This is a genomic window from Paenibacillus sp. PvR133 (assembly GCF_017833155.1).
In the GTDB taxonomy this organism is placed as follows: Bacteria; Bacillota; Bacilli; order Paenibacillales; family Paenibacillaceae; genus Paenibacillus; species Paenibacillus polymyxa_B.
Genome location: NZ_JAFIBS010000001.1, coordinates 5,149,256 through 5,173,838, shown reverse-complemented (window position 1 = coordinate 5,173,838; position 24,583 = coordinate 5,149,256). Strand labels below are relative to the sequence as shown.

The following is a 24,583-nucleotide window of genomic DNA, read 5'->3' as shown; positions in this document are numbered from 1 at the left end:
GGACCTTCTGCGGCTTGAAGCGCGCAGGAGGTCTTTTTTTATCTCATGGCAGCCTTGGTGGAGGGGAAGAAGCTTGGACCAGGAGAAAAAACGGGCAATACTGTTACATGAAATTGAGCATTGGCGGCGAAGTCGGCTGCTCCCTGAGCAATATTGCGATTTTTTGTCTAACCTGTATCGGGAGGACGAAGATCCGTCGCAGAGCCAGAACCGTAACAACACCGGGCTGCTTACATATCTTAGACACGGGCATGGGATCGCCTGGCTTCTTGGTTTTGTCATTATTTCCTGCATTTGTTTGATCGGTTTTTATTTTACCGCTTTTCCGTTGGCAATGCAAATATTCTCGGCAAGTGCAGTTACTACGATTTGCTATGGAGTGGCCGCATTTTGGCGGTCTTCCGAAAAGAGTATGAGTGCGATGTTGAGCACTTTAGGCAGTGCGATTATGCTGGGTTCGGGTGTGTGGATCATTCAGCTCCATCAAGGTGAAGCTAGGGTTTGGTTTCTTTTGCTCGTAGGCCTATGCGGTGTGGTATGGTGTCTTGTGGGATTAACTTTGCGGATCAGCTTACTTCATTACTGTGGTCTTGCTGGGCTGCTTTTAGTGTATGCGGTCCTTATAGGCCGCTACTGGCCTACAGCAACTTTAGTGATGCTTGAGGCATTTTGGATTTTGCACGCAGTATTGTTGATCTGGCTAAGCTGGTGGGTACATCGCCGCTTTCCGCGTCTCGCTTTGATTTATTTCGCTATAGGCATGACACTAGCATTCATGGCTGAAGCAGACACGATTATCCTGCGACATCAAGCGGCGGGTGATGTGGTATTTTACAGCATACTGAAGTTGGCATTTGTTGTAGGAATTTTATTTTGGACTCGAAAAAAATGGATTACGTGGGTGACGTCATGAAACTTTCTCAACGATTACAATATATTATGGAACAAATTCCTGCCGGGAGCAGACTTGCGGATATTGGCTCGGATCATGGACTACTCCCTGTGGCTGCAGTGCGTAGTGGCAGAGTACCGCAAGCCGTGGCGGGTGAGGTCAACGATGGTCCGTTACGTGCGGCTCAAAAGCAGGTGGCCGAAGCAGGTCTTACTGATCGCATTGCGGTTAGAAAGGGAGATGGCTTGGCTGTAATTAAGGCCAATGAGGTTGATGTTATTACGATAGCCGGCATGGGTGGTGCCTTGATCGCTTCCATTTTAGAGCAAGGGAAAGACAAGCTTGTTTCAGTGAAACAGCTTGTTCTACAGCCTAACGTAGGCGAGGATATCTTACGCCGTTGGCTCATCGAACATCAATGGGTACTAACAAGTGAACATATTATGGAAGAAGACGGAAAAATATATGAAATTCTGACGGCCGTACCTGATTCGATAAGCCCACTGAAACAGGATGAGCTGTATCAACCATGGAAACTTCCCGATAGTTCGCTGGTACTGACACAGGATTTGTTAATGCAACTTGGACCGCTATTGGTCAAAGCACCGAATGAAATCTTTTTTTATAAATGGAAATTGGAGATTCGCAAGCTTGAGGATGTGCTGGCACAAGTGGCACGATCAGATCAGGAATCCGCACAGCATAAGCGGGAGCAATTGCGCAAGCAAATTGAACAGCTAGAGGAGGTACTTGCATGTTTGCCAAAGGACAGACAGTGATTAGCTACATGGAGCAGCTGGCTCCGAAATACTTGGCAGTTCCGGACGATAGAATCGGGCTTCAGCTGGGTAGTCTGCAAAAGGAAATCAAAAACATATTAGTAGCCCTGGATGTTAATGATGAGGTTGTCGAAGAGGCAATCCGCATAAAAGCTGATCTCATTATTGCACATCATGCGATTATATTCCGCCCACTTAAAGCATTGAACACGGATCAGCCTGCGGGCAGATTGTATGAAAAGCTGATCAAGAATGATATTGCTGTCTACATCAGTCATACGAATCTGGATACGGCTGAGGACGGCATGAATGACTGGATGGCGGAAGCTCTGGGTATTCAAAGTGAAGGTACGCTGGAGGATGTTCACACCGAGCAATTATTCAAGCTTGTTGTTTTCGTACCCAAAACACATCATCAACGGGTACTTGATGCCGTATTAGGGGCGGGAGCTGGACATATCGGCAACTACAGCCATTGCAGCTTTAACATTGACGGCTACGGAACTTTTGTGCCGGGTGAAGGCACACAGCCGTTTTTGGGTGAGCCGGGTAAAATGGAACGTAGTGAAGAGGTTCGTATCGAGACCATTGTACCGCAGGGTGTACGAAGTAAAGTTGTTCAAGCGATGCTGAAGGCTCATCCTTATGAAGAGGTGGCTTATGACCTGTACCATATGGATTTGCAAGGCCGTAGCTTTGGTCTGGGGCGGGTAGGCAAGCTCAAGGAAGCCCGTACGTTACGGGAGTTTGTCGATGTTGTGAAAAACGGTCTCAACGTCGAGCATGTACGTGTGGTGGGCGACTTAGATCGTACGATCAAAAAGGCAGCCGTGCTTGGGGGCTCTGGCAGCCGTTATGTGAACAAGTCGCTCTTTAAGGGAGCTGACGTATTAGTCACGGGGGATATTGACTATCACACGGCTCAGGATGCCCTTATGGCGGGGATTGCTATTATTGACCCTGGACATAACGCTGAAAAGATTATGAAGCCTAAAGCTGCAGAGTGGATGCGTAAACGCTTGGTAGAAGGTCGATACTCAACGGAAGTACATGTATCTCAGGTGGAAACCGAGCCTTTTCAATTTTTGTAAAACCAACGCCTATGAGAAAATAAAGGGAGTTTTCTACTTTTTACAATATTTTCAGGGTTGTATCATGCGCGCGTTCCCTGTATACTATGTAATGTTGTTCGGAAAGTTTAACAGACAATCGCTGGTGGCGTGAGCCACGAGAGGAAAGTCCGGGCTCCATAGGGCAGGATGCTGGATAACGTCCAGTCAGCGCGAGTTGAAGGATAGTGCCACAGAAATGGACCGCCGATGGCCGCTTGCGGCACAGGCAAGGATGGAACCGAGGTGTAAGAGACCCCGAGGAACGCTGGTGACTTCGTTCCTGGTAAACCCCATCTGGAGCAAGACCTAATGGGACACAGCTTCTTCGCGAAGCAGCCTTAGCCCGAGGCGTGTCTAGGTTGGTCGCTGGAGCTGGATAGCAATGTTCGGCCTAGATAGATGATTGTCGCTTGTAGTGGGAGGGTAGTTCCCGTCTGTACCACGAATAGCACAGAACCCGGCTTACGGAAAACTTTCCCCACTGCAACACCTTAAAATGTATAAATTTAACTTTTGTAAATGACCTGTTTGCATGAAAGCTTTTAATCCAAATGTATTTATTGAATTAAAAAGGGTGTGTCATATTCCAACGGGAATCATGGCACACCCTTTTTAACATACCGTATTACGCAGACATAGTGCCTTCTTAGAATGAAGCCCCCAGCATAATTACTGGGGGCTTTCATTTTAATTTTTACTTCCTCTACCGTAAAACCGTTCGAGGATGAGGCACGTAGTTAGCGTAGCAACGCATTTGAATCTGTAGAAGCGAGGCCTGCACCTTTGTCCCAGATTCCACCATACTATTCAAATTCCAAACGAATCAGGGGGTAACAGCGATCGTAAAATCAAATGATTCGTGAAGCGGCCTCACGTACATATCCTGCCAACTCCATCATCACACGCTTTTTACCACACTTTCCTCTGTGTACATCTTCAGTGCTCGATCCAATCGGTCAACCGCTTTAGGAAGCAGGGAAGGATCCGTATGCGTGAAGTTGATCCGCATGTGGTTGCTGCCACTTAGGTCAGCATAGAAGACTTGTCCGGGGACAAATGCGACTCCTTCCTGAATTGCGAGTTGCAGCAACCGATCAGAACGGAAGCCCTCGGGTAGAGTAACCCACATAAACATACCGCCGAGTGCATCATTCCAGGTGATTCCTTCCCATTGACGTTCTTTCATCAGCGATGTGAGACGTAGCATACGAGTGTAGTACTCGGCGGACACGGTACGAATATGTCCGTCCAAGTCAAAAAAGTCCAATAACTCATTCAAAGCACGTTGATCAATACTGCTGGAGTGCAGATCGGCAGATTGTTTGGCATTGGCGACCTTAACGACAATTGCTTGATTAGCTACCAGCCAACCAGAGCGAACACCAGGAGCAACGGTTTTAGAGAATGTAGAAGTGTACATCACATGACCGTCTCCACCTAGCTGTTGATCAATTGAGAAAAGGGATGGAAAGTTAAGGTTTTCGTCAAATTTAAGACGTCCGTAAGGATCATCTTCAAAAATCAAAGTGCCGTATTTACGGCATAGTTCAACAACGCCTGTTCTGCGTTCCATACTCCAAACACTTCCTGCCGGGTTGGAGAAGGTGGGGATGACATACACGAATTTAGGCTGATGTTTTTTGATCTTGGCTTCAAGATCTTCTAATCGCATACCGTTAGAGTCTGTATCTACACTTACAATGTTGGCACCATAGGAATTAAATACCTGAAGAGCTGCCAAATAAGTAGGGGACTCCACCAATACAGTATCCTGCGGATCGAGCAACACACGCGAAACCAGATCAATGGTCTGCTGTGAGCCCGTCGTCATGATGATATTATCTCTGGTGACGGAGATGCCTTGGGATGACATGATTGCTGCAAGACGTTCCCGTAGAGGAATGTAGCCCTCGGTTAGGCCGTATTGAAGAGCGGTAGTACCGCCGAAACGAAATACCCGCTCATAGGCTTTAGCAACAGCTTCGATGGGGAAAAAGGCATCGGCCGGAAGGCCGCCTGCCAGAGATAATACATCTGTTCCCTGTGTCAGCTTTAAAATGTCCCTTACCATGGACGAGCCCTGAGTACGAGCCATACCCGAAAATTTGTGTTCCAATCCAATCATCTCCTGTGTTCTATACTGTACTATGAAATTTGTTGTATTATATCGATAATGAAGTATAACAGTAAACGTCTAAATGTAACAGTTGATTTTTGGAGGGGACGGTTCCGATGCATATTGATCTCAGCCGCAATAGCAGTGTCAAATTATATTTACAGATTGCCAAAACATTAGCAGATCGCATCCAGTCTGGATTGCTGCCTCAGGGCACAAAGCTTCCCTCTGTCCGTCATTTGTCCAGTCTGCTTGCGGTAAGTCCCGTAACTGTAAGCAAGGCGTATGCTGAGCTGGAGTCTATTCATTTGGTTACCTGTACACAGGGAAAAGGTTGCTATGTAGCGGAGCCTTCGGTAGCTGTTCGACGTGAGGGAGCGCAGGATTTGTCATGGCAAATGTCGCTGATCGATTATTTGCCGCGCGCACAGTTATGGAGAAACTTTAACCATAGCAGACAGTTTCCTTATTCTTTTCATATAGCAGCAATTCAACCGGAGCTTCTTCCTACACGCGAAATCATCGCTGATACTCAACGTCTATCCTCTGGAAATCCCGATGCAATGGCAGCATACGGGACTTTTGAAGGTGATTTAGCGCTGAGGGAAGTGTTTGCAGATCACCTGAACGAACGCGGTATATGCACAGTGGCAGAACAGCTGCTCGTGACTAGTGGTGCCCAACAGGGCATTGACTTGGTGGCACGGACCTTTGTTGGTTCTGGTGATGTTGTCTACATGGAGGCTCCTACATATACGGGGGCCATTGATGTGTTTACCAGTCGTGGTGCCAAAGTAATTATGATTCCGATGGATGAGCAGGGCATGAGGATCGATATCCTCACGCGTCTCTGTGACACTCATCCCCCAAAACTGATCTACACGATACCCACTTTTCATAATCCTACCGGAGTAACTTTAACGATGGCCAGACGCACACAATTACTGGATCTAGCTCAAAGTTATCATTGCCTCATTGTTGAGGATGATCCATTTTCCGACCTATACTATAAAACAAAGCCGCCACTCTCTATCAAGGCGCATGATCAGTCCGGACATGTGATATATATCAAAAGCTTTAGCAAAACCGTTGCTCCCGGCTGCCGTATAGCTTGTGTAGCGGCCACTGGCAGTGTAATGGATCGTTTGGTGGCTGCCAAGTCTACTACGGATTTGGGGAGCCCTCTATTAACGCAAAAAGCGCTACTGCCCTTTATCAAGAATCGACTTGATCAGCATCTTGTTTGGTTGCGGGAACAAATGCGGGATCGGTTGACAGTCGCGTTGCATACGCTCCAGCGCTATGCTCCGCCAGAGGTCAGCTGGTATGCTCCCGAAGGCGGCTTAAATGTGTGGATTAAGCTTCCACCTAATGTTGATATTCCAGAATTGGAGCGGCTGGCTGACCGAGAAGGAGTTTCCTTTTTACCTGGTGCTGTATGCTATGCAGGTGGTATGGACAGTAATCATATCCGTATTTCTTTTTCGTATGCGGACAAGGAAACACTTAAAACAGGTCTTCACAAACTGTGCCGTTTGTTGGGCGAACTGCTTGATCATTCGGTCATTGTTGAACGGAAGCCTATTTTATAAGGGATATTTGTATTAGGGGGTAAACATCCAAGCACAGCACCCGCCTTCATAATATGCTGTACTAATTCACCGAAAGGAGTTGCACATTATGAGTCATTGCCCTTACGACCCGATCGTGTGCCCGCCGATCCAATTTGTAAATCATCAATTTTTCCCACAAGTCGTGCCTGTGGTTCATCCGATTGAAATTGTTAATCAGACGCACATTGTACCTGTACCTCATCACGTATTTCCGGTGAGTATAAAGGACCCTGGAGAACCTTGCTGTCATACTCGCAGCCATGGCAAGCGTCCTGTTCGCAGTAGTTCCAAGCGTTAATAAAGCCCAAAAAAGCAGCCATGGAGCAACATGGCTGCTTTTTTCCAATAAGGAATCTTACGTTTCCAGTTTCTTTAATATTGATTTTAACTTGTCACTTAAATGCTGTGGATAGAATTGCAAAGGAACATATGGACGTTGTGCTGCTTTCAACGCTTTATACACGTCAATTTGACCATATCCGAAATATTTGTCATGCCCGGGTGTGCCCAAGTCAATTACGCTGCTTCTCATTAAATCCATAACCTCTTTGTTGGTCAGATCGGGGTTAATGGATCGAATCAGTGCAGCAAGCGCTGATACATGGGGACTGGCCATTGAAGTACCCGACAGTGCAGCATATTGGTTCCCTGGGTACGTACTGGCAATACTTGCACCTGGAGCCATGACGTCTACATAATCTCCATAGTTAGAAAAGGATGCACGGTGCATAGAAGAATCTGTAGCGGAAACGGCAAATACTTCAGGATACGCTGCTGGATAGCCGGGTCGTTCCGTATTGTCATTACCTGTAGCTGCAACTAATACGACATCTTTATCATAGGCGTATTTGATCGCATCATGCAAAAATTCAGCTTGTGCGTAATTGCCCAGACTCAAATTGATGACCTTGGCCCCATGATCAGCTGCCCATATAATACCTTCTGCAACCGAGTAAGTCGTACCGGAGCCGGATTGGTCAAGTACCTTAATCGGCATGACTTTGTTGTACCATGTCATGCCAGCGACCCCCTCACCATTATTCACGAGTGCAGAGATGATCCCAGCGACGTGCGTTCCGTGACCGACGTCATCATAAGGCTTTTCAGACGGGTTTACCACGTTATGACCTGAAAGGATTTGACCTTTTAGGTCGGGGTGATCCAAATCTACTCCCGTATCTACGACAGCGACAATTACGTCCTTGCTGCCTTTGCTTAATTTCCAACCCCGGTTGGTTTCAGTAGCCGGCAGATTCCATTGATAGCGGGAAAAGAGCAAATCATTGGGGATAGAGCTGTCCGCTTTGATAGGTGTTTTCTCATTGGTTAGATACATATAGTGAGGCTCAGTATAAAGCGGGTTCCACTTTCTTGAAAAATATTGCTTTAGTTCCTTGAAGTTCATCTTATCCGAATGAAATACATAGGTATAACCAAGCTTGCGGCCTGGCGCACAGTGTAAATCTGCTGCAATTTCCTGCAGCTGTCGTGAATCAGGATTGTGACGGAAGCGAACGACAATTTCGTTTTCGAAATAATGGCTTGCATTTTCGTTGTCATGGCCCGTCTTGACAGTAATATCGTGCAATGTGTCGGGATGTACGGATTCGATTTTGTAGCTGCCTTCTTTTGGATAGGGAATCAAACGTAAATTCTTCCGCTGATGCTTCTCCACGTCACGCAATACTTGCTGACTGACCAGGGCAGCAACGCCGCATGTTCCGTCAGCCGATGGTTCTGCCATGACAAAATATTTACCGCCTTCAGCCTGAAATGCAGCAGATTCGTAGGATTTATTTTGCATGACGGAACGGCGAGCCGCAGCCAAGCTGCTGTTGATTTGAGGATGACTGAGCAGACGAGTTTGTGCTTTGCTGCCCGTGTAGGTGCTCGTGTTCCCGTCGCGTGTGTGAATCCACAGTAACGTATGAAGATGACTGTGCGATTGCTGTAGCGTGCGAGTAAACTGTCTTTTCTGATCAGCAGTTTTACCATCAAGCTCCCGCATCACGTATTGAATATCCTGCCTTGCATCCATGCGTGTGAGGGTATCCGTAGCGGACAGGTCCAAAGCCAACATTCCTTTTTTGAGCTGCTTCTCTTGCTGCGGCACCATCTTGGCCGTATATTCGGGCTGTGGTGTAGGGCGATGATCACGGGAAGGCAGCATCAGTGTGATGAGAAGCACCCCGGCAGCTGCTCCGAGCAGGGGTTTTAACCATTTTCGCCGAGACATGGGACCGTCCTCCTTGAGTATTCATAAATTTATGGTTTAGCGTGAGGAGATTGGCATGTTTTTATACCTTTCAATGCTCATTTGTGGTAGGATAAATACTGAAAATTACAGCTCTTTCGGTTAGAAGGGACTATTTTCGGGTAACCAAATTGATGAACAAGCAACAAATAAGGGGGAGCTGCCTTGATGTCAGCAGTCAACGTACAAAAATTATGTGAGTCGGCGCAGGAGAGACTGAAAACTGCCGTGAAACGGGTGGAAACATTCCTCAATGAGCATGCTCTGCCGCAACTGGCTACAGATGGCAATGAGGAGTCCGTACTTTTTTACAAAGGCTTTTTGTCGGATCTCCGTCATGTCCTTGTTTTTTCCGAAGTATCTTATGAAAAGCTGGGTGTGGCTTTACGCCGTGCCAATTTTGACGTCGATTTTGCGGAAAAGGCATTGTATAACGTTTACCATGACTGCGTGAACAGCTTTTTTTATCCCAAAAATGAATCTTACGCAGAGGATGGACGCTATGCGTATACGGGACAAGATGCTATCCGCTTCCGTAAAACGCCAGTGCCAGCCGCTCGCGAAGTGATCATGGACATCACGAAAAATTTTGAAGAATTGCGTGATGATCTGACTTATTATGAAAGTGACTATTTGACTCAGCGCCGGATGCAGACTCGACGTACTCATGCCTAAAGCATTCAACGGGGAAGATCATTTCTAATCAAAAACTAAGACAAGCAAGCCGTTTTCTACTTGCTTCCTGCCATTTTGGAGGAGGTGAAGGAAGCGGCTTTTTTCGTATGTCACCAACTGCCATATACCATGAACGCATAGGTGCAGGGTAGCGGGGGGACAATGAATCCGAGGTGATGATCATGAGCCAAGAGGCCAAGCCAATCGTTAAGTGTAGCGTAGCCAATTGCCATTATTGGGGAGAAAACAACTTGTGCAAGGCAGATTTGATCATGATTGAAGTTGATGGTCATGCCGGAAAGAAATTTAAAGAAGAATACGCGGGGGAAAGCTTCAGTTCAGAAGAACGTGATAAGGCTGCCACGTCAGCCGCAACCTGTTGCCACACTTTTAAGCCGAAGTCCGTGTGAATTTTATTACGCGATTCATTTCGCATTTGGAGGTGCAGTTTATTATGGAAGATCATGAAAACGACAAGCATCAGAATGAAGAGCATGTTAGCCGCAAACGTGTAGATTACCCCCGTCACATTCATGAACGATCTGCCAAGCGCCGTAATGATCGTGAAGAATATGCAGCAGAGGTTGCTCCCGGATCAGTTGTGACTCGACATGAGGTCAAGGGTGAAGAGCAGGTTATAAACAATAGTGGTCGTATTTCTGGCTATATTGGTCTGGCTGCAGGAATTGCCTCATTGTTTATGTGGTCAATTGTGCTGGGGCCTATTGCTGCAGTTTTAGGTTTTTTTGCTTATGTGAATGGCAGCAAAACGACCGGCATTTGGTCGATTGGTCTTGGGGCGCTGGCGACATTGAGTTATTTTGCTTTTATCCCGTTCGTTCGTTGATCCTTTGTAGGAAAAAGCTCAGTTTTCTTTTGTATATCCGAGAAAAATCATCTTAGTGATATAATTACATTAAAGCCGATCTATAAAGCTCCGCTGTCTTTTCGACAGAAACGGAGCTTTTTTTCATTAAAAGGTATGGAAGTACATAGTAAAAAGTTGTATCATAGCAGTAATGACAAGCTATTTGGGATACAACAACTATAGAAAGTTGGGAACACCACATGCAAATTGATCCGCGCGTGTCCAAGTCCATGTTAGACATGCAGCTGTTAAATAATATGAGTGCTACAACCCAGACGGGTACAACGGACGCTTTTTCCGGATTATTGGAACAAGTAGGTCAGTTGGAAACAGATGGTGCTGTGACTCGAGAAAATTCAAGTGATGTTACCAGAGACGAAAACGGTTTGCTATGGCTTCAATTGGGACCTTCGAGGGGAACCGCTTCGTCACTGTATCCCGCTCCTTCCAGTACAGCAACAGACGGACCCACAACACCTACAGCATATGATGATTTGATTAACGAAGCTAGTCAAAAATACGGCATTCCAGTAGCGTTGATTAAAGCAGTTATTGATACGGAATCTTCATTCAATCCGTCGGTCACTTCTTCGGCCGGAGCCAAAGGGCTTATGCAGCTTATGGATGCTACGGCTCAAGGTCTGGGAGTCAGTGACCCATATGATCCTGTTCAAAATATTGATGCAGGTGTTCGTTATTTGTCTTACCAGATTAAACGGTTTAACGGACAAGAAAATATGGCGCTGGCTGCATATAATGCAGGTCCCGGACGGGTGCAGCGGCTTGGTGTAAATAGTGATGAACAGTTAATGGCTGTACTGGACAAGCTTCCGCTGGAAACGCAAAGATATATTACCAAAATTCAAAATGCACGTGAAAAATATACGATCTAAGCCCTATAGCTTATAACGAAAAAGTGCGTAATTTCAATTAGATTAGGTCCGCAGACAGGATCAATATGGGGAAAGGGTGTCGCTATAATATAGCGGCCTTTCCCTGTTTTGGTCTTTTTTTGTTGCAGTAGTTATAGGGCTGGAAAAGGGGAGTGCAATGAAATATTTTGATTATGCCGCGACAACTCCACCTTTTGAAGAGGTGATTACAACAGTTGCCGAGGTTATGAGACGCCACTATGGGAATCCATCTTCGATGCATCGGTATGGAGAGGACGCGGATAAGTTGCTTAAGCGTTCGCGCGAAGTATGTGCTGCGGCTTTGGGAGTGTATCCATCAGAGATTGTCTTCACATCCGGAGCAACGGAAAGCAACAATCTTGCTATTAAGGGAGCAGCTTTGCAGTATCAGACCAGAGGCAAGCATATTGTTACTGTATCGACAGAGCACCCGTCTGTGTACGAAGCTTGCAGACAACTGACAAATCTGGGCTTTGAGGTTACATTTTTACCTGTCGATGCGGAGGGGCATGTGAGCGCCGAACAGGTTTGTGCCGCTGTCCGTAAAGATACGATTTTAGTCAGTATTATGCATGTCAATAATGAGACGGGAAGGGTGCAGCCGTTGCATGATATCGGAGCTGCGCTCAAGAAACAGTTCCCCCGTGTGCTATTTCATATTGACGGTGTACAGGGGTTTGGAAAGCTACCGGTTGATATCCGGGGCTGGCAGGCTGATCTGTACAGCCTCTCTGCGCATAAGCTACGTGGACCCAAAGGTGCTGGATTACTATTCGTTCGGGAAGGTGTGGAGCTTTTCCCACTGCATAGTGGCGGCTCTCAGGAGCAGGGTTTTCGTGCAGGTACGGAAAATGTACCGCTGCTAGTCGGTATGTCTAAGGCGGTACGGTTGGCGGGCGAACGGCAAGCAGAGACAGCACGCCGTATGACCGAGTGGAGAGAACGGGTGGTCGCAGAAGTGAAGACAATCCGTCAACTGCGGCTGAACAGCGGGGAAGAAGCGCCGCATATTGTCCACTTTTCGTATCCGGGCATGAAGGCCGAGGTAATGCTGCATACGCTGGAGCAATTGGGTATGGTAGTATCCACCAAATCGGCTTGCTCTTCGAAATTGGCTGAACCCAGTCGGGTGCTGCTGGCGATGGGATGCAATGAGGCGGAAGCGTCTGGCGGCATTCGTATCAGCTTCGGTGATGAGCATACGGAAAAGGATATCGATGAGCTTATACTTGCACTGCGACAGGCTGTAGCCAAGCTGGAATCCCTTGAAAGGTGGAAACGTTAAAATGCACTATGATATGCTGTTACTTCGCTTCGGTGAATTTACATTAAAAGGGAAGAATCGGACTCGTTTTGAAAAGGCAGTACTGAATCACGTGAAGCTGCTACTCAAACCGTTTCCCGGTGCTTCTTTGCGGAAGGAATTTGGACGGATTTATGTGGTTCTCGGAGGAGAGCCTTATGAACAGATCATTCAAGTGTTACAAAAAGTGTTTGGCATCACGACAATAAGTCCTGTCAAAATGGCTCCTGTCGAGCTTGGTGCTATAATTGAGACCGCTGTAGCTTTGATGCGTGAGCTGAATGTGGACGAGGGAACGACTTTCAAGGTAAATGCCCGCAGAGTGTGGAAGGAATTTGCCCATTCTTCACAAGAGATGAACCATTTAATTGGTTCTCCTGTTTTGCGAGAGTTTCAAGCGTTGAGGGTCGATGTACATCAACCAGATATTGAGTTACGTGTGGAGGTTAGAGAGCAGGCGGCCTATATATTCAGCGATGTTATTATGGCTGTAGGGGGCTTTCCGTTAGGAACGAACGGTAAAGCTATGCTGCTGCTGTCTGGTGGAATTGACAGCCCGGTAGCAGGGTGGTCTTCCATGCGTAGAGGATTGGAAATTGAATGTGTGCATTTTTATAGCTATCCGTTTACAAGTGAGCGTGCGAAAGAAAAGGTCATTGAATTGGCAAGGGTCTTAGCAGGCTATGCGGGTCGGATTAAAATCCACCTTGTGCCGTTTACAGAGGTGCAGACGGCCTTTACGCGCACTGGACAGGATAATCTGATTATTACGCTAATGAGACGGTCTATGTTACGAATTGCAACGATGCTGGCTGAGCGTGAAGGAGCACTGGCACTCGTGACGGGCGACAGTCTGGGGCAAGTCGCTAGTCAAACGTTATCCAGCATGAATGTGATTGGCCGTTCGACAGAATTACCATTGCTGCGACCTCTCGTAATGATGGATAAGCAGGAGATCACGGAAATCGCAAAGCAAATCGGCACCTACGATCTATCCATCCTTCCATATGAGGATTGCTGCACATTGTTTGTTCCCAAATCCCCAACCACCAATCCGAATTTGTGGGTTGTTCAAAAGATTGAAGCCTCTATTCGGGATTTAAATGCCTTGATTGAACAGGCTGTGGCTGAAACGGAGACACTTGTCCTGGAGACAGGTGGAGCTATAGAGGGGCGTAAAGAGGAAGTTATACAGGAAGATTGGTTTTAAAATAAAAAAGCAGACCCACCAGCTAATTTGGGTCTGCTTTTTTATTTTAGTTAAAACAGTTTTTGAATCATTTTAGACGGCTTTTTCTCGACTGGATACTGCTCTGCGATTTTGAAGATATCCTGTGAGCAAAATACCAGCCATAACTGCGGCAATAAACAAGATACGCAGCGCAGGGTGCTCGGTAAAATAGGGTTCCAGCTTACGTTCTTCAGTAATCATATTAGAGGCTGTATAACCAAGAACAGCCGATCCCAAATAGATAATCCAGGGAAATTTATTGATCAGTTTGATAAAAAGAGTGCTACCCCATACAACGATCGGTACGCTAATTAACAGGCCCAGCACTACAAGTAGCAAATGCTGCTGGGCCGCGCCAGCAACAGCAATCACGTTGTCCAGACCCATAGCTGCATCGGCTACAACAATCGTGCGGATAGCACCCCATAACGTTGTTCCCGCTTTGACTTCGGTATGGTCCTCCTGGTCTACGAGTAACTTATACGCGATCCAGACTAACATGACACCCCCGATGAGTAACAACCACGGTACTTGAAGCAACCAGAGTACCACAATGGTGGCTGCTATGCGAATGAGCAGGGCACCACCGGTACCGTACAGTATCGCTTTTTTTTGCGTGGCAGGAGGCAGCTTTCTGGCGGCAAGTCCAATTACAATCGCATTATCTCCTGCGAGCAGAAGGTCAATAAATATCACATTAAGCAGTAGCCAAAAGAACTGAAGTCCGGACATATCAATCGTTCTCATCTCCCTGATTAAACATCCTAAAATCATTGTATGTTGTTTATTTTAATACCCGTTTTTCGGAAATACGATTCATTATATTGCTGTTTGTTATTGATTTCAAGGTCTTTACTCAACAAATTTGACATCAATTTTTAATAAATGATGACTTATTTGACAAGGCTTATAAGCATAGCCTCGTCCTATTTCGCATACAAGTAGGATGGGGGTGTTTGTACACATGGAGCATATCATTTTGCTGTTGAAAATATTAATGATTAATTTGGTATTAAGCGGTGATAATGCAGTTGTTATAGCCATGGCGAGCAAAAACTTGCCTGCAAGGCAGCGGAGTCAAGCTATATGGTGGGGGGCAGTCGGTGCAGTCCTCCTGCGCTGTGTTTTGACTTTTGTAGCTGTCATTTTGCTGGGCATACCCTTTATTCAGGCGGCAGGCGGTCTACTTCTGTTATGGATTGCGTTTAAGCTGCTTTATGAGAATGAGGATCATGTGGGAGTCAGAGCAGAAACAACCATATGGAAGGCTATACAGGTGATTCTGGTAGCGGACTTTGTGATGAGTCTAGATAACGTATTAGCTATTGCAGCCCTAGCAGATGGGGATATCGCCATTATCGTCATTGGTATTGCAATTAGCATTCCGATTGTCGTCTGGGGCAGCAACGTGATTGCGATCTGGCTTCATCGGTTCCCTGTACTTGTTTTGCTTGGATCTGCAATCCTGGCTTTTACGGCAGGAGAAATGCTACTCCGTGATCCCCGATTGGGTGTGTGGTTAGCAGGTGCGGGGGAGCTAATACATGCATGGTTACCGGGACTTTTGGCCGCAGCAGTTGTCATTGTAGGAATATATCGTCAGTTACGAGCTCGCCATATTTGAACGTAGTTTTTTTGGAAAACATCGGCTAAAATATACTTAAAAACAATCACATTAAAAGACCTAAAAACAAATTCAGCAAACAAAGGAGACCACGATGAATTCCGGAAAAGAGCGTATGATCGGAGTGGGCATTGTTGCCGTAGGACTGATTATTTTGTTGGGGAAACTGGGGACGTTCTCCTTCTTGGGACGAAACTTTTGGCCTTTGCTGTTTTTAATACCTGGAATCGTACTGCATGCAATGTACATGAAGCGTAAAGTTTCACCCTTTATGTTGCTGCCGGCAGGGATTTTGTCGGTTTATGGCTTCTTATTTTTGCTCTGCAATATTTGGGGCTGGCATTTAATGGCCTATTTATGGCCTTTGCTACTTCTAGGTGTGGCGATTGGATTATGGCAGTACGCCATTAATGATATTTCGCTTTCTCGTAATGTTTATACAGGGGGCGTGATATTGGGGTTGATATCGGTGTTTTTATTGGTCATTACCCTGCTAAGAACGGGCATCATATATGTTATTGCAGTTTTACTGATCGGAGCTGGAACCTGGTTGGTCCTAAACAACCGTGGCAAACGCAAAAGGTAAAACGACAAGCTGTGAGATTTTATGGCGGTAAATTACGGAACAGGCAATAATGTCTTGCTTTATGACATATTTCAACTATAATATAATGGATATGATAAGAGCGTCGGAGATTTCTGACGCTTATTTTAAGGTTTTCACGCGAATCGGAGAGAGAAGCTGTCTGTACAAAGCCTGAAACATATAGAAGGCTGGCAGGGAGTGGGCCTAAAGAACGATTGTTAGCCTTGAATCAGCACTGCTTCAGGATAGAGACACTATTTTGATATACGGAAAGGATATGGATACAAACCATGCATGCAAGAGAAAACATTCGCAATATTGCGATTATTGCCCACGTCGACCACGGAAAAACGACGCTTGTCGACAAGCTGCTTCAACAGTCCGGAACATTTAGAGAACACGAGGCTGTTCAGGAGCGCGCCATGGACTCCAACGATCTGGAGCGTGAACGCGGTATTACGATTTTGGCTAAAAATACAGCAATCACTTACAAAGATTACCTGATTAACATTGTAGATACACCGGGACACGCCGACTTTGGTGGCGAAGTGGAACGGATTATGAAAATGGTTGACGGTGTTTTGCTCGTCGTTGATGCTTACGAAGGTTGCATGCCGCAAACGAAATTCGTACTGCGTAAAGCGCTGGAACAAAATCTGACGCCTATCGTTGTAGTGAACAAAATTGACCGTCCGGCAGCTCGTCCGGCAGAAGTCATTGACGAAGTATTGGATTTGTTCATTGAGCTGGGTGCGAATGATGAGCAATTGGAATTCCCTGTTGTGTACGCTTCGGCGCTGAACGGAACATCCAGCATGGATGCTGAAAAGCAAGACGATAACATGCAAGCATTGTACGAAACAGTTGTAGAGCACATTCCGGCTCCAACTGAGAAAGTAGATGAGCCTCTTCAATTCCTCGTAACACTGATGGACTATAACGAATACCTTGGCCGAATTGCAGTAGGTCGTGTAAACCGCGGTATCATCAAGCAGGGGCAAGCAGTCACAGTTATGCAGCGTGATGGTAGCAGTAAATCAGCGCGTATTGAGAAGCTGTTCGGCTTCCAAGGTCTGAAACGTATTGAAACTGACCAAGCGGGCGCTGGTGACATTGTGGCGATTGCGGGAATTAAAGATATCAACATCGGTGAAACCATTGCCGATCCAAATCATCCTGAAGCATTGCCTGTACTGAAGATTGATGAGCCAACGCTGCAAATGACCTTCCTGGTTAACAACAGCCCATTCGCAGGTCGCGATGGTAAGTGGGTAACATCCCGTAAATTGCGTGAGCGTCTTCTGAAAGAACTCGAAACGGATGTCAGCTTACGTGTTGATGAAACTGATAGCCCGGACGCCTTTATTGTATCCGGACGTGGTGAGTTGCATCTGGGTATCCTGATTGAAAACATGCGTCGTGAAGGTTACGAACTGCAAGTGTCCAAACCGGAAGTTATCGTCAAGGAAATTGATGGTAAGAAAATGGAACCAATCGAACGTCTCCTCATTGATATTCCGGAAGAAAGCATGGGCGCGGTTATGGAAAGTTTGGGCTCCCGTAAAGCCGAAATGGTTAACATGATTAATAACGGCACCGGACAGGTTCGCTTGGAATTCCTGATCCCTGCACGTGGTCTGATCGGTTACACTACAAACTTCCTGACTTTGACTCGTGGTTACGGCGTAATGAACCATGCGTTTGACAGCTATGGACCATTTGTTGGCGGTCAAGTAGGTGGACGTCATCAGGGTGTTCTCGTGTCAACGGAAAACGGCAGCTCTACATTTTATGGTATGCTGGGCGTAGAAGATCGCGGTATTTTGTTCCTGGAGCCAGGTACTGAAATCTATGAGGGCATGATCGTTGGGGAGCACACACGTGATAACGACATCGTCGTTAACATTTGTAAAGAAAAACAATTGACAAACGTTCGTTCAGCAACAAAAGACGATACAGTTAAACTGAAAACACCTGTTATCTTCTCTCTGGAGCAGGCGCTCGAATATCTGAATGATGATGAGTATTGCGAAATTACACCTAATGCCATCCGTTTGCGTAAAAAGATCTTGAACAAAGGTGAACGCGAGCGTGCGGAGAAACAACGTAAAACAGCACAAGCAAATACGTAATTGATTGGATTGGTCTTTGGCCACAGCGGCGACGCCCGGGAACGGGATGCGCCGCTGTATGTGTTTTAGGATTGTAAACTTGGAGAAAGCGATATTTCTCAAAACGCAGGAAAAGGTGTTGAAGCATGAGTAATCTTTCGAACGGATTGCCTCCCCGGACACAAAGCGGGAAAAAATCCGCCAAACCGAAAAAAACGAAAAAGAAAAAAAGCTTTTTCAGATCGTTTATGAAGTTTGTCTTGTTTTTGCTCATTATAGGTATTTTGGCAGTAGGTGGTTATACCTACTATATTTACAATCAGGTAGAGGAAGTTTTGGATACGGGGATCAACAAGGAAGTACCCAAAACACAATTGGCTGAAGCTAAGCCTTTGACTATCTTATTGCTGGGAACCGATTACCGCCCTGATCATCCGACTTATTTGTCAGACGTTATTATGGTAGCTACATTAAACCCCAATACCAAATCGTCTACCATCGTGTCTTTACCGCGCGATACGCGTCTAGAAATGGATGGATATAAACCACGCAAGTTGAATGAGTATTATCCGGTGTTTAAGGCTAGAGAGAAAGAATCTGGTGAAGTTGCTGAAGAACAAATGAAGAAGATGATCGGCAAATATTTAAACATTGATATCGATTATGTGACGGTTATTAACTTCCAGGGCTTTAGAGATGTAGTAGATAATTTGGGTGGCGTAGATGTGACGGTTGATAAAAACATGTGTTATCGTGACCGTGCAGATGGTACCGATATTAACCTGACAGCTGGAGCCAAGCATTTGAACGGTGATCAGGCTCTTGATTTTGTTCGCTACCGCAAATCGAATTGTCGTCCAAGAACAGCTGAATCTGACGATTTTGATCGCAATCGTCGACAAAATCAGGTGCTTCATTCCCTAATTGACCAAATGCAATCCTTTAACGCTTTGACCAAGTTTAGCGCAATTATTAAATCGGTTGATAAGAATATGATGACAGATATCGAGTCACAGCAAATGAAAAATATCGTACAAACCTATTGGAATATTTCCAAGCAAAATGTGAAATACAATCCGGTGGCAGGAACGTGGCGTAGCCCGTATGTGTACATTGATGAGCAACAGCTCGATTTGGCCAAACAAGCGCTACAAGAGGAATTAGCTAAAAAAGCAAGCGACACTACTGCAGCTTCTTCCAATTCCTGAGTATGTATCTTTCTCCTCTCTTATGTTATACTCGCAGCGAGTAAAGCTCTTATATAACATAAGGGGGTTGAGGTATGTCTAAAGTTATAGTGAACCAAGTCTAGGTCCAGTGAGCAATCACTGGGCCTTTTGTGTCTAATTTTAAAAATGTACAGGCTCAGAGCTATCTTCACTACAACTTTTCGTGGCTTTATCTGCTTTGGGGTTCTTTTTTCAGGGAATCAGCAAGTATTGGGTACCCGGTGAATAGGTATAGGTATGAAACACGAGATTGTCCACGCCGCTTTGGAGGGGATTTAATGAAGAAAATTTTTGTGCTGGATACGAATGTGCTGCTGCATGATCCGAAAGCCATTTTTACCTTCAAAGAACATGAAGTTGTCATTCCAGCTGTTGTTCTGGAAGAAATCGACTCCAAAAAACGCAACGCGGATGAGATTGGACGGAATGCCCGCAATGTATCGCGATTGTTGGACGGGTTAAGAGAAGTAGGTCATCTGCACAGTGGCGTTCCACTTCCCCAAGGTGGGAGGCTTAAGGTTGAGTTAAACCACCGAAGTTTTTTGAAAGTTCAGGAGATGTTCGGGGAGGTTTCGAACGATAACCGGATTTTGGCGGTCGCCTTGAATTATCATCTGGAAGAGCAGGAGCAGCCTGAACCACGTTCGGTCGTTTTGGTCAGTAAAGACGTGCTGGTCAGGATCAAGGCAGATGTACTGGGACTGCTGACCGAAGACTACCTATCCGATAGAACAGGCGATCTAAGTGAGCTATATCCCGGATACTCGGCAATACAGGTGCACCCGTCCATCATAGATGAATTTTACTCTAACCGTATTTTACCAATCAAGCCACTGGAACTACCTTATACGCTGTATCCGCATGAATTTGTTATTCTGAAAGATGAAATGGGAACTGGAAAATCAGCTTTGCTGAAAGTGAATCAGGAGGCAGAGCGATTAGAGCCGCTGTACTTAAGTAACGAATCGGTGTGGGGAATCAGCGCGCGTAATGCTCAACAGCGGATGGCATTGGAGCTTTTGCTTAATGACGATATCCCCCTCGTGACCATTACAGGAAAAGCGGGTACGGGCAAAACGCTGCTGGCGCTGGCGGCAGGTTTGCTTAAGGTAGAGGATGAACATCGCTTCAAAAAACTGCTGATTGCTCGGCCTGTTGTTCCTATGGGTAAGGATATTGGTTATTTACCGGGAGAAAAGGATGAAAAGCTTCGCCCGTGGATGCAACCCATCTACGATAATCTAGAGTATCTGTTTGATGCCAAAAAATCAGGTGATATCGACAAAATTTTGATGGGCTTGGGCAGTATTCAGGTGGAGGCACTTACTTATATTCGCGGGCGTTCGATACCTGGGCAATTTATTATAGTCGATGAGGCGCAAAACTTATCCCGACATGAGATCAAAACGATTGTGTCCCGGGTGGGTGAGGGGAGCAAGATCATTTTGATGGGAGATCCGGAGCAGATTGATCACCCTTATCTGGATGCAGCCAGTAACGGTCTAACCTATGTGGTGGAGCGGTTTAAGCAAGAAGGGATTAGCGGGCATATTATGCTGGAAAAAGGAGAACGCTCCAAGCTCGCGCAGTTGGCAGCCGATCTACTATAAAATCCCTACCGTTATTACAATAATAAAGACCTCGGGAATCTCCCGGGGTCTCTTGTTTTATACACGTAAAAATTCAGAACAATGAAAGGTGAGCAAAATTTTACTTAAAGTTTAATTCGAGCTTAACTTCAAGCATTCCTGCTAAAGTGCGTACTTCTGTGGCTTTGACATATGAAATAAGCTGCTGTGGGTAGAAACCCAGATCAAAATCCTTTTCCAGCTTGTTGCGGGTCGTATCAGGTAGCTCCAGACCATTAAATACCAATCGATCCACATGAAATAAAATTGCATTTTTCGGCTCATTCTCTAGCGTGTAGTGACCTTCTACCCTTAATTTCATCGTTCCCTGCTGACCTTCTACCACAATTCGATCCTGCGCAAATGTAAAGTTGAAGTGATTAAACAATTCATTTTCTGACTTTAAAAAACGGTTAAAGTCCTCTTCACGAATGCTTATCGTAATGACTTTTCCATTTGTAACCATGGCACCTTGTTGTTGTTGAATGAATTGTGGTAAATTCTGCATAGCTTGAGCTAATGCTTTAAAGTGCTTATTTACCTCGTAGACACCTACATTCTCCCAATAAGCTGTCATTTCGCCAATTAGCTTGCGTAGGGTATCCGGGTCATTACTGGCGTTAACGCCGTCATTTACACGCGACTGAAGCAGGGCAATGCGTTTACGTTGTGCCAGTAAGTTTGTTTTGACAGTCTCCAGTTCCATTGAGGCTTGGGTGACTTGTTGTTCTGTTTTTCGCATAGATTGATAATTGGATTCATATTCTTGAAGCACATCCTGATCGTGACTAATCAATAATAAGTAGTAATCGTACAGAGAGAGAAGTTGCCTTATACTTTTCGCCCCTAGCACCACACTCAACAGTTTGTCCCTTTCCCCCATATAATAAGATCGCAGCACAGAACCTGCACGCTTCCGTTGTATGGTCATTTGCTCTTGCTGAACGGTGAGATTACTTCGCAGTTCCTGCTGACGCTGCAAAAGGGTATGCTGCTCCTGACTGATTCGCTCAATTTCATGGTCTATCTCTACAATCGACAGGCTATCTTGTAAAATCTTACTTTCTTCATTGGAGGGAGCGGCCAGGGTAGGACGTACATATATGAAAGTTAGCAACATAATGGTGGTCAGCAGGGTGCTGATTGTGATTTTTATTCGTTTGTTCATTTGGTTTCCCCTTTTATGTATTCCCGAAAAAAACTAATGGTAATGTATATGATCCTTTCTGTTTCTTTAACCATTCATTTTATTGTACAGCAGTCTGAGCATGCTTGAAACCCGAAACTGTTTACGTTCACGTATGAGTTCTTGCAGAAATGGAAATACAATTTAGTATCAAATAGATTCTATGAACTCTACGAGAGGCATAGGAATGAATAAACAGCTTTTATACCCTATTCAAATACCGGCAAGATCGGTTCATGAAGACGGTTATTTCAGGATGTTGTTAGGAGGGCTAGAGGCATGACTGCAATAAGACAAGATGCATGGAGTGTGGAAGATGACTTGATATTGGCGGAGGTGACATTGCGGCATATCCGTGAAGGTGGAACGCAGCTCGCTGCGTTTGAGGAGGTTGGACAAAAAATAGGAAGAACCTCTGCAGCATGTGGCTTTCGTTGGAATAGCTGCGTGCGCAAACGTTACGATGAAGCGATTAGTATTGCCAAAGCACAGCGCCAGAAGCGCAGTTATATCCGTAAGCAGAACCCGGTGGGTGTATCACAGGTTGCGGCTTTTGCCTCGCTTGATACAGTCGAAGGTGGATACAGAACAGATGGTGCGAGTGAGGATACATTATCTATTGATGCAGTAATTCGCTTCTTGCGCCAATGGAAGGGATCCGTCCAGGAAACGAATCGGCAGATTAAGATGCTGGAGAAAGATTTACGGGAAAAGGAAGAAGAATTGAATCAGCTTCGCTCTATTAATGACCGGCTGTCCAAAGAAGTGAATGATGTACAAACCGACTATCGTGTTGTGAATGATGATTATAAAGCTCTGATTCAGATTATGGACCGAGCTCGGCGCTTGGCTTTAATCACTGAAGATGAGGAAGAGCTTAAATCCAGATTCAAAATGGACGCCAATGGGAATCTGGAGCGCATTGAGTAACAAGATTACTTCTGGAATATTGAAATAAAACGTCAACTAGCGCTTTGCCGTAGTTGGCGTTTTTTGTATTTCTTTAGAGTGCATATGATATAGTAGAAAAAAAGATGGAAGCGAGACGATACAAAGGTGATTGATATTATTGGAGCGGGTTCGCTGGGATTGTTGTTTGCCGGGAGGTTGTCTGCTTCGGGTACAAAAGTAAGGCTGTGGACGCGTACACTTGAGCAGGCACGCGTCATTGCTCGTGAAGGGATTACTGTGTTTGATAAGGAGGGACAGACGGCAGTACATGTTTCCGGGGATAAATTGAAGGTAGCGCCATTGGCAGATTGGCAACGGTTAAATTCACAGGCTCCAGCACGATGGATAATGCTTATGACCAAACAGGGGGCGATTGAGGAAGTATTAGAACAGATCCAGCCTGCAGCTCAAATGGATAGAGATACAGGAATTGTTTGCTTGCAGAATGGAATCGGCCATATAGAACGCATTAGACAGGCTTGGCCTGAAGCTGTGGTATACCCTGCTGTGACGACTGAAGGAGCCAAGAGGCAGGGAGTAGCATCTATTGTACATGCAGGATCGGGTGTTACTGAAATTGGTAGTTCGGAGGAAGGAGAGGAGGAGAAGAACAATAATTTTAATCAATGTGTGCTAAATCGGCTGCTTGCAGCAGGATTTGACGTTTGCTTGTCGAAAGAAATCGAGAACGGTATGTATCGCAAGTTGTTGATCAATGCTGTGATCAATCCGCTGACAGCGGTATGGCGAGTTCGTAATGGCGAGCTGCTTTCGGACCCTATTCGAATACATATGATGCGCAGGCTGTACGATGAAGGCATTCAAGTGTATGAAGCTCATGGTATCCACTGGGAAAACGCATGGTGGGAGCAAATTATGAATGTATGCCGGGCAACGGCAGAAAATCACTCGTCCATGCTAGCTGATGTACTTGCACAGTCCATGACGGAAGTTGCTTCAATTAACGGACAACTGGTGCAGATGGCAGATCGGGCTGGAGTTACTGCACCAACTCATGAGGTATTGTGGCAATTAATTGAAGGCATGCGGCTAAAAGAGGGGTGATCAGTTGAGTCTTATACAAGGTACTATTATCACTTTCAGTATTCTTCCCTTTTTTCCGTTTTTGATCGTGTTTGCGGTTTGTCGCTACATTCTTAAAATGGAAAAAAAGAAATCGTTACTTACTTCTATGGATATTACCACGTTTTTTCTGATATTTTCCGTCGCAGCACTCTTTAACGTCATTTTTACATCTCGATTCGGTTTTTATTTGATTCTACTGCTCCTATTACTGGCCTTGGGTTTAATTGGAGGAGCTCAAAATCGAATAAAAGGGAAGGTTGATGGTAAAAGATTATGTAGAGCGGTCTGGAGATTAACTTTTATAGCGATGACATTGGCGTATATTTTGTTGACTGTTGTTGGTATATTTAAGAATATATTCAACATCATGTGATATAAGATGACATGAAAAGGTGAAAAAATATGAATTAATCATGTTTTTTTGA

23 protein-coding genes and 1 other RNA gene are annotated in these 24,583 nt (G+C 45.5%); 20 read left to right on the top strand and 4 right to left on the bottom strand.

The features are described from left to right. Positions 1 to 73: 73 nt before the first annotated feature. The 4 genes from JOE49_RS22555 to rnpB all read left to right on the top strand — a co-directional run bounded on the left by JOE49_RS22555 (position 74) and on the right by rnpB (position 3,263). A complete protein-coding gene (locus JOE49_RS22555) occupies positions 74 to 913 on the top strand; it encodes a hypothetical protein (RefSeq protein ID WP_075154462.1) in 840 nt (279 codons plus the stop codon). Continuing rightward, positions 910 to 1,671, top strand: coding sequence for a tRNA (adenine(22)-N(1))-methyltransferase (locus tag JOE49_RS22550; protein WP_053325780.1), 762 nt, complete (start codon positions 910 to 912; stop codon positions 1,669 to 1,671). Before JOE49_RS22555 ends, JOE49_RS22550 begins: the two co-directional genes overlap by 4 nt. Further along, positions 1,647 to 2,762: a Nif3-like dinuclear metal center hexameric protein gene (locus JOE49_RS22545; RefSeq protein ID WP_075154461.1), complete on the top strand. Its 1,116-nt coding sequence runs from the start codon at positions 1,647 to 1,649 to the stop codon at positions 2,760 to 2,762. Before JOE49_RS22550 ends, JOE49_RS22545 begins: the two co-directional genes overlap by 25 nt. 102 nt (positions 2,763 to 2,864) lie before the next feature. Continuing rightward, positions 2,865 to 3,263: RNase P RNA component class A (rnpB, locus tag JOE49_RS22540), an RNA gene on the top strand. Positions 3,264 to 3,681: 418 nt separating this feature from the next. On the opposite strand, the gene JOE49_RS22535 is transcribed toward rnpB, so the two are convergent. Continuing rightward, a complete protein-coding gene (locus JOE49_RS22535) occupies positions 3,682 to 4,899 on the bottom strand; it encodes an aminotransferase-like domain-containing protein (protein ID WP_209942899.1) in 1,218 nt (405 codons plus the stop codon). A gap of 116 nt (positions 4,900 to 5,015) precedes the next feature. Between JOE49_RS22535 and pdxR the strand changes: the two genes are divergently transcribed. Continuing rightward, a complete protein-coding gene (gene pdxR, locus JOE49_RS22530) occupies positions 5,016 to 6,491 on the top strand; it encodes a MocR-like pyridoxine biosynthesis transcription factor PdxR (RefSeq protein WP_023989473.1) in 1,476 nt (491 codons plus the stop codon). Between the two features lie 88 nt (positions 6,492 to 6,579). Next, positions 6,580 to 6,810: a hypothetical protein gene (locus JOE49_RS22525; RefSeq protein ID WP_071558470.1), complete on the top strand. Its 231-nt coding sequence runs from the start codon at positions 6,580 to 6,582 to the stop codon at positions 6,808 to 6,810. 57 nt (positions 6,811 to 6,867) lie between these two features. On the opposite strand, the gene JOE49_RS22520 is transcribed toward JOE49_RS22525, so the two are convergent. Further along, the gene (locus tag JOE49_RS22520; RefSeq protein WP_209942897.1) at positions 6,868 to 8,748 is read right to left on the bottom strand and encodes a S8 family peptidase; all 1,881 of its coding nucleotides are present in this window, start codon (positions 8,746 to 8,748) and stop codon (positions 6,868 to 6,870) included. Positions 8,749 to 8,934: 186 nt separating this feature from the next. Between JOE49_RS22520 and JOE49_RS22515 the strand changes: the two genes are divergently transcribed. The 6 genes from JOE49_RS22515 to thiI all read left to right on the top strand — a co-directional run bounded on the left by JOE49_RS22515 (position 8,935) and on the right by thiI (position 13,736). Next, entirely contained in the window at positions 8,935 to 9,441 is a 507-nt protein-coding gene (locus JOE49_RS22515; protein WP_023989471.1) for a YpuI family protein, read from the top strand. Between the two features lie 182 nt (positions 9,442 to 9,623). Then, on the top strand, positions 9,624 to 9,851 hold the full coding sequence (locus JOE49_RS22510) for a DUF1540 domain-containing protein (protein WP_013311120.1): 228 nt from the start codon (positions 9,624 to 9,626) through the stop codon (positions 9,849 to 9,851). 44 nt (positions 9,852 to 9,895) lie between these two features. Further along, positions 9,896 to 10,288: a hypothetical protein gene (locus JOE49_RS22505; RefSeq protein ID WP_023989470.1), complete on the top strand. Its 393-nt coding sequence runs from the start codon at positions 9,896 to 9,898 to the stop codon at positions 10,286 to 10,288. 221 nt (positions 10,289 to 10,509) lie between these two features. Beyond that, the gene (locus tag JOE49_RS22500; protein WP_023989469.1) at positions 10,510 to 11,202 is read left to right on the top strand and encodes a lytic transglycosylase domain-containing protein; all 693 of its coding nucleotides are present in this window, start codon (positions 10,510 to 10,512) and stop codon (positions 11,200 to 11,202) included. A 157-nt stretch (positions 11,203 to 11,359) separates the two neighbouring features. Beyond that, positions 11,360 to 12,508, top strand: a complete 1,149-nt coding sequence (locus tag JOE49_RS22495; protein ID WP_209942895.1) for a cysteine desulfurase family protein — start codon at positions 11,360 to 11,362, stop codon at positions 12,506 to 12,508. Position 12,509: 1 nt separating this feature from the next. Further along, positions 12,510 to 13,736: a tRNA uracil 4-sulfurtransferase ThiI gene (gene thiI, locus JOE49_RS22490; protein WP_160789471.1), complete on the top strand. Its 1,227-nt coding sequence runs from the start codon at positions 12,510 to 12,512 to the stop codon at positions 13,734 to 13,736. 72 nt (positions 13,737 to 13,808) lie between these two features. On the opposite strand, the gene JOE49_RS22485 is transcribed toward thiI, so the two are convergent. Continuing rightward, a complete protein-coding gene (locus JOE49_RS22485) occupies positions 13,809 to 14,504 on the bottom strand; it encodes a TerC family protein (RefSeq protein WP_025722107.1) in 696 nt (231 codons plus the stop codon). A 217-nt stretch (positions 14,505 to 14,721) separates the two neighbouring features. On the opposite strand from JOE49_RS22485, the gene JOE49_RS22480 reads away from it, so the two are divergent. From JOE49_RS22480 to JOE49_RS22460, 5 genes are all read left to right on the top strand, one after another. Continuing rightward, positions 14,722 to 15,381 carry a TerC family protein gene (locus JOE49_RS22480; RefSeq protein ID WP_023989465.1) on the top strand — a complete coding sequence of 220 codons (660 nt, stop codon included), beginning with the start codon at positions 14,722 to 14,724 and terminating at the stop codon, positions 15,379 to 15,381. A gap of 94 nt (positions 15,382 to 15,475) precedes the next feature. After that, positions 15,476 to 15,967, top strand: coding sequence for a LiaF transmembrane domain-containing protein (locus JOE49_RS22475; RefSeq protein ID WP_023989464.1), 492 nt, complete (start codon positions 15,476 to 15,478; stop codon positions 15,965 to 15,967). 290 nt (positions 15,968 to 16,257) lie between these two features. Beyond that, positions 16,258 to 18,099, top strand: coding sequence for a translational GTPase TypA (gene typA, locus JOE49_RS22470; RefSeq protein ID WP_013311112.1), 1,842 nt, complete (start codon positions 16,258 to 16,260; stop codon positions 18,097 to 18,099). Between the two features lie 125 nt (positions 18,100 to 18,224). Next, positions 18,225 to 19,286, top strand: coding sequence for an LCP family protein (locus tag JOE49_RS22465; RefSeq protein WP_023989463.1), 1,062 nt, complete (start codon positions 18,225 to 18,227; stop codon positions 19,284 to 19,286). Positions 19,287 to 19,585: 299 nt separating this feature from the next. Beyond that, positions 19,586 to 20,917 carry a PhoH family protein gene (locus tag JOE49_RS22460; RefSeq protein ID WP_209942894.1) on the top strand — a complete coding sequence of 444 codons (1,332 nt, stop codon included), beginning with the start codon at positions 19,586 to 19,588 and terminating at the stop codon, positions 20,915 to 20,917. Between the two features lie 100 nt (positions 20,918 to 21,017). Here the strand turns inward: JOE49_RS22460 and JOE49_RS22455 are convergent, their stop codons facing one another. Then, positions 21,018 to 22,103 carry a hypothetical protein gene (locus JOE49_RS22455; RefSeq protein ID WP_209942892.1) on the bottom strand — a complete coding sequence of 362 codons (1,086 nt, stop codon included), beginning with the start codon at positions 22,101 to 22,103 and terminating at the stop codon, positions 21,018 to 21,020. A 297-nt stretch (positions 22,104 to 22,400) separates the two neighbouring features. Between JOE49_RS22455 and JOE49_RS22450 the strand changes: the two genes are divergently transcribed. From JOE49_RS22450 to JOE49_RS22440, 3 genes are all read left to right on the top strand, one after another. Continuing rightward, on the top strand, positions 22,401 to 23,051 hold the full coding sequence (locus JOE49_RS22450) for an RsfA family transcriptional regulator (RefSeq protein ID WP_013311108.1): 651 nt from the start codon (positions 22,401 to 22,403) through the stop codon (positions 23,049 to 23,051). A gap of 126 nt (positions 23,052 to 23,177) precedes the next feature. Next, entirely contained in the window at positions 23,178 to 24,137 is a 960-nt protein-coding gene (locus tag JOE49_RS22445) for a ketopantoate reductase family protein (RefSeq protein WP_209942890.1), read from the top strand. Positions 24,138 to 24,141: 4 nt separating this feature from the next. After that, positions 24,142 to 24,531 carry a DUF3397 domain-containing protein gene (locus tag JOE49_RS22440; RefSeq protein WP_013311106.1) on the top strand — a complete coding sequence of 130 codons (390 nt, stop codon included), beginning with the start codon at positions 24,142 to 24,144 and terminating at the stop codon, positions 24,529 to 24,531. Positions 24,532 to 24,583: the final 52 nt, after the last annotated feature.